Origin of the sequence: Dapis hubbardiae BLCC-M172 (assembly GCF_050016015.1) — a bacterium.
In the GTDB taxonomy this organism is placed as follows: domain Bacteria; phylum Cyanobacteriota; class Cyanobacteriia; order Cyanobacteriales; family Microcoleaceae; genus Trichodesmium.
Window position 1 is genome coordinate 79,812 of sequence record NZ_JBNHEQ010000167.1, and the last position, 5,194, is coordinate 85,005.

Here is a 5,194-nt window from a genome sequence, read left to right on the forward strand (position 1 = left end):
CAGTAACCGTTGACCCTGGTGAAGCCGATACTGGCAAAGACTTTGTGGATGAGTTGCAAGTTCCACTACTCTCCTTAATTAAGGAAGGTAGCTACGTTGATGTAGGTGATGACGGTCTCAATCCAGGCAACCAACTCAGCTACACCTTTGATGTCACCAACGATGGCAATGTCTTAATCACTGGTGTCACGATTAACGAAAAATCCTTCGACTTACCTGGTCTGATTGCCATTACTGCTCCAGCAGATACTGACTTGTCTCCAGGGGAAACCCAACAATGGACAGGAACTTACACCTTAACTCAGGCAGATATTGATGGTTGAGTTGCTGACCCAGTGGTAGATAACGTGGCAACTGCTACAGGTACTGACCCCAATGGAGGTACTGTTGAGAGTCTAGAAGACCCGGCTGAGATTCCATTCGAGCTAGCTGAACCTACTCCTAACATCATCAATGGTACCAGTGGTATGGACACGATTGAAGGAACTCCAGGTGACGACATCATAACTGCTTTTGAGGGCGCGGATGTCCTAACTGGAGGTGATGGAAATGACATATTCGTCTACACACAATTATTGGATCAACACGATGAACTAACCGACTTCCAGAGTGGTATTGATAAACTTGATTTCAGTATTCTACTTGGGAATACACAAGAATCAAACTTCTCTACCGCATTCCCACAAGGAACTGCTCAGGATGCCATTGATAATTTCTACATCATCCCCTATGATTTGGGACTTTATTATGGAATAGATGTAACATGGTTCGCCATCGCTCCTGATGGGAACACTGATCCACAATATATAGAAAACATCGTTGTTCTCAATGAAGTTTCATCCATAAATCCTGACGGCAATGTGTTTGATCCGAACACAGATATGATTGTTTAGGCTTCCTGCTACTTATTTCTTTGAGCAGGTTTCACAGATAATCCATTCTTAAGTCTGGTAGGGATTCTCATAGAGACGTTGCGTGCAACGTCTCTAAAAATCCAACAACATGAACTCTGTAAACTGGGAAAATAAGCAAATTATGTGCTACCATTTTAGAAAGTCATCTGCTATAATTTTTTTAGGTAAATTTGAGTACATTAAATTCTAAAAATCCGACAACATGAACTTTGTAAACCGGGAAAATATAGCAAATTATATGCTACTATTTTAGAAAGTCATCTGCTATAATTTTAAATGAATTTGAGTCCGCTCAATAGAACACTCCACTCAATCGTTTTCTCACAATACAAGTTGCATCAACCCTCAATTTCTGTAATTAATTCAAATCCAAAAATAATCTTCAAACTTTTATCAACTTCTAAATCCCTTTTCCGTGGTCTTTCCTTGCTTCCAGTTGCTACCCTCAGCTTACTGAGCTTAAGCACTCTAACTTCTAAACCAGTTCAAGCAGCAGCATTTAGCAACGGCAGTTTTGAAGATGACTTCACTGATTGGGAGATTATCGGAGATGTCAGGACAATAGGTACTTTCAACGGTTTCGATCCAACAGATGGCTCCTATCAGGCTTTGTTAACCACTGCAACAACCTTCAGATATGACGATATTATTGGTAATAATGGTGCATATAATTTTTCAGGTACTGATGCCATTGTTGCCAGGAACAATGACCCTCAACTACAAAATTTCTTGGGTTAGCAGATAATGACTTACAAATATCTGTGCCTACTCCTCCTCCTTTACCAGGAGCGCCTCCGCTTCCTCCTGGAATGTCTCCGTTCCCATCAGTACTAGATTCTAAAGAAGGGTCAGCAATCAAACAAGCTGTTTCTTTAGATGATGATTCTACTCTGAGTTTTGATTGGAAGTTTCTTACCAACGATGGAGATAGAAATCCTGCGTCTGAGCTTCCTCCTTTGCCTGGGGCTCCTTCTTTTCCTGACGTTCCTTCAGATCGCGCGATTGTAACTATATATGACGGGACAGATACGGTGATTGAGACTTTTGCCCAAAGTGAAGGTGATTTCCCTGGTCCCCTGACACCAGGTGAATTTGCTAAAAAATCTCAAGGCACATTATCAAAAGATCTTGCTGCTGGCAATTACACGGTGGGCATAGCAGTTTATGATTTAGATGGAACTGATAAGACCTCAGCTTTACTGATTGATAATGTTGCTGTAGAAAAGTTATCTGTCAAGACTCCTGAACCTGTTAATATTTTAGGGATAATAGCAGTTGCTGGTATTGGTTATTTTACCAAGCGTCGCCGCGATAATTAAACCCCTAGAGCATAATACCTCTTTTTATCTATACAGCCACTTTCATTTAGGTAGACCACAGTAGGGACCTTCCATGGAACGTCCCTACAACGTTTTGGTTGTAACGTGAGGTCATGTAATTGAAAAATTTGACCGAAATATTGTGGTTTAAAGCCTCCCCTTTTAAGGGGATAATAAATAAAAATTTTCCTGTTCGTCAATCCTCTTCTTTTTAAGGAGAGGTAATTCTCAATTCTTGACTTCTGACTTTTGACTTCTGACTTCAAAAAGCTTAACCTATTAGTAATCTTTTAATTACCTAATTTTTACTTGACTGAGATACACTGGATGCTGTGTATCAGAAACCAGTATTGTGTTAAGTAAAAATATTTAAACATGGCTCCAACTTCAAGAGCAATTATAGAGACTAATCAGCATCATGTAGACTCTGAACGTCATCTACACTTTTATCAGAAAGGAGAAACAATACCTTTAGTGTCCCAAGGTATTTGGCAAATTTGTCAGGGTTTAGTGCGACTCAGTACCGTTTATCCAGTGGGTGAAGAAGGTCTTTTGGGTTGGGCAGGGCCTTCTATGTGCTTTGGCAGTTGTTTTTCTTACTTGCAAACTTATCGGGCAACTGCTTTGTCAGATGTTTGTTTAATGTGCTACACAATGATCGAAATAGAGGCTTCTCCAAAACTAACCCAAGAGTTGTTGCCTCAGTTAGGAAGACGATTTAGGCAAACAGAGGCTTTATTAGCGATCGCTGGACAACGACGGGTAGAAGACCGCCTACATCAGCTATTATTTTTGTTAAAGCAAGAATTTGGTCAATGTCTGGGTGATGGTACTAGGTTAAATATTCGCTTGACCCATCAAGATATTGCTGCTGCAATTGGTACAACACGAGTAACTGTGACTAGACTATTAGGAAAATTAAAACAGCAGGGGTGGCTGAGTATAGATAAATATCGCCATCTAATCTTGAGAAATGAGAATTTTGCCAACTCATCAGATTTGTTTGGATTTGACAGAAATACTAATCACAAAACTTAATTTGCTATTTCTAGCTAATACAAAAAATGGAATAAATTTATTGCACATAGCGTCGCCGTCGTTTACGACGTTCTTTTAAGATTAAAACTTCTGCCTGATTTTCTTCTCTAGCAACCCGAACTAATAATCCAGCTAAAAGCAAACTACCAATCATTGAACTACCACCATAACTAAATAGTGGTAATGGTAAACCTGTAGTTGGTAGTGCCCCAGTAGCAACACCTATATTAAGTAAAGACTGTCCTACTAAGGCTATCATCACTCCAATTGCTACAAGTTGATGTTCCATGAGTCTAGCTCTAAAGGCAACTTTCAAAGCAAGAATACTGTACATAGCTAATAAGAGAAATAATACTAAGGCCCCTACAAAACCCAACTCCTCAGCATAAACAGAAAATATAAAGTCGCTATAGGGAATAGGAAGAAAATGTAACTTTTGTTGAGATAGTCCAAAACCACGTCCCCAAATATCTCCTGAAGCAACTGCTAATAAACTTTGAACCAACTGATAACCATCACCCATTGCATCTGACCAAGGATTCGTGAAAGAAAGAATCCGCCTCCTTTGATAATCATTAATACTGACACTAATGGTGGCTAAAAGAAATCCAGCTAAAGCGATACCTCCAAGATAAAAGTAAGGTAGTCCAGCAGCAAAGGCAATGAACCATAGAATCATACCACATAAAGCTGTGGTACTCAAGTTAGGTTGTAGGAGAATAGATCCTAGTACCACAGAAAAAATGGATAACCAAGTTATTCTAACTAACCAACTCACGCGATTCCATTTACTAAACAAATAAGCTGCTTGTAGTACCAGGAAAGGTTTCATTAGTTCAGAGGGTTGAATAATGACTGGGCCTAAAGATATCCAGCGAGTTGCTCCATTAATAGTGGTTCCTACTCCTGGTATCAAGGTTATCAATAATAGAGTAAGTATCAGAATTAAGCCTACTTTGGCAGTTTGTAATATTCGAGACAAGGGGGTATAAACAACTACATTGAATCCTACCATCCCTACTAAAACCCATATTAATTGGCGTTTAAAGAAGTAGAGGCCATCTCCATATTCTGTTGCAGCACTCGCATAAGAAGCTGAAAATAATACTACTAGACCTATAGATAACCAGAGAAATGTTAACCATCGTAATAATCTAGCTTCTATTGCCCATGTTTGGACTTTGGGGTCAAAAAAGGGTATTAGATAACGTAAATACATAATCTAGGGAATAGGGAATAGGGAATAGGGAGTAGGGAGTAGAAAGTCGGATAATTGATTGTATTTTTTATTATTGGAGATGTCTAATAGGAAATAGAGAATAAAAATTTTATTATATCACAGTGAGTTGTTTTAGTCTACTACTATAGGACACAAAACTTTTTTATAAATGCGATCGCAACGTTTTGTTTCGACGCCAGTTGTTAATTGATAACCATTACTTTCATATAATTTAACAGCTTCTTGTAAGACTGTTGCTGTTTCTATCCAAATTTCTTGAAATTGAGATTCAGCAATTCTTTTTTCTAATTCTTTTAATAAGAATTTTCCTAAACCTTGACCTCTAATTTCTGGTAATAGGTACATTTTTCTAATTTCGACTGCTTTATTACCTCGTTCAATTGGATAATATGCAGCAGTTCCTACTATTTTTTCTTGTCGTTCTATTACCCAAAATTCTCCTCCTATATTTTGATAGAATTTTTCTACTTCTAAGACATCTCGATCTGCTCCTTCAGGTTCCCATTTGAGATTATATTCAGCGAGAACATAACCAATAATATTTGCTGCTATTTGACGGTCATTTTGTTGCCAATTTCTAATTAAAAATTCACGATAATATTTTTTCATTTTTAGGGAATAGGAAATACAGTTATCAGTTATCAGTTATCAGTTATCAGTTATCAGTTATCAGTTATCAGTTA

Annotated in this window: 7 protein-coding genes; 5 read left to right on the plus strand and 2 right to left on the minus strand. The window is 38.1% G+C overall.

The genetic code is table 11. The annotated features are described in order from the left end of the window. From ACP6PK_RS15370 to ACP6PK_RS15390, 5 genes are all read left to right on the plus strand, one after another. Positions 1–323 (plus strand): DUF7507 domain-containing protein (locus ACP6PK_RS15370; protein WP_426560524.1); only part of this gene is annotated, 323 nt, incomplete at its 5' end. A 24-nt stretch (positions 324–347) separates the two neighbouring features. After that, the gene (locus tag ACP6PK_RS15375; RefSeq protein ID WP_426560526.1) at positions 348–893 is read left to right on the plus strand and encodes a M10 family metallopeptidase C-terminal domain-containing protein; all 546 of its coding nucleotides are present in this window, start codon (positions 348–350) and stop codon (positions 891–893) included. A gap of 447 nt (positions 894–1,340) precedes the next feature. After that, the gene (locus tag ACP6PK_RS15380; protein ID WP_426560528.1) at positions 1,341–1,652 is read left to right on the plus strand and encodes a hypothetical protein; all 312 of its coding nucleotides are present in this window, start codon (positions 1,341–1,343) and stop codon (positions 1,650–1,652) included. Positions 1,653–1,675: 23 nt separating this feature from the next. Beyond that, complete coding sequence (locus tag ACP6PK_RS15385; RefSeq protein WP_426560530.1) at positions 1,676–2,233, plus strand: hypothetical protein; 558 nt, start codon at positions 1,676–1,678, stop codon at positions 2,231–2,233. Positions 2,234–2,608: 375 nt separating this feature from the next. Further along, positions 2,609–3,271 carry a Crp/Fnr family transcriptional regulator gene (locus ACP6PK_RS15390; RefSeq protein WP_426560532.1) on the plus strand — a complete coding sequence of 221 codons (663 nt, stop codon included), beginning with the start codon at positions 2,609–2,611 and terminating at the stop codon, positions 3,269–3,271. Between the two features lie 37 nt (positions 3,272–3,308). Here ACP6PK_RS15390 and ACP6PK_RS15395 read toward each other — a convergent pair whose 3' ends face one another. Both ACP6PK_RS15395 and ACP6PK_RS15400 read right to left on the minus strand, forming a co-directional pair. Next, positions 3,309–4,490, minus strand: coding sequence for an FtsW/RodA/SpoVE family cell cycle protein (locus ACP6PK_RS15395; protein WP_426560534.1), 1,182 nt, complete (start codon positions 4,488–4,490; stop codon positions 3,309–3,311). A 132-nt stretch (positions 4,491–4,622) separates the two neighbouring features. Next, the gene (locus ACP6PK_RS15400) at positions 4,623–5,120 is read right to left on the minus strand and encodes a GNAT family N-acetyltransferase (RefSeq protein ID WP_426560536.1); all 498 of its coding nucleotides are present in this window, start codon (positions 5,118–5,120) and stop codon (positions 4,623–4,625) included. Positions 5,121–5,194 lie beyond the last annotated feature (74 nt).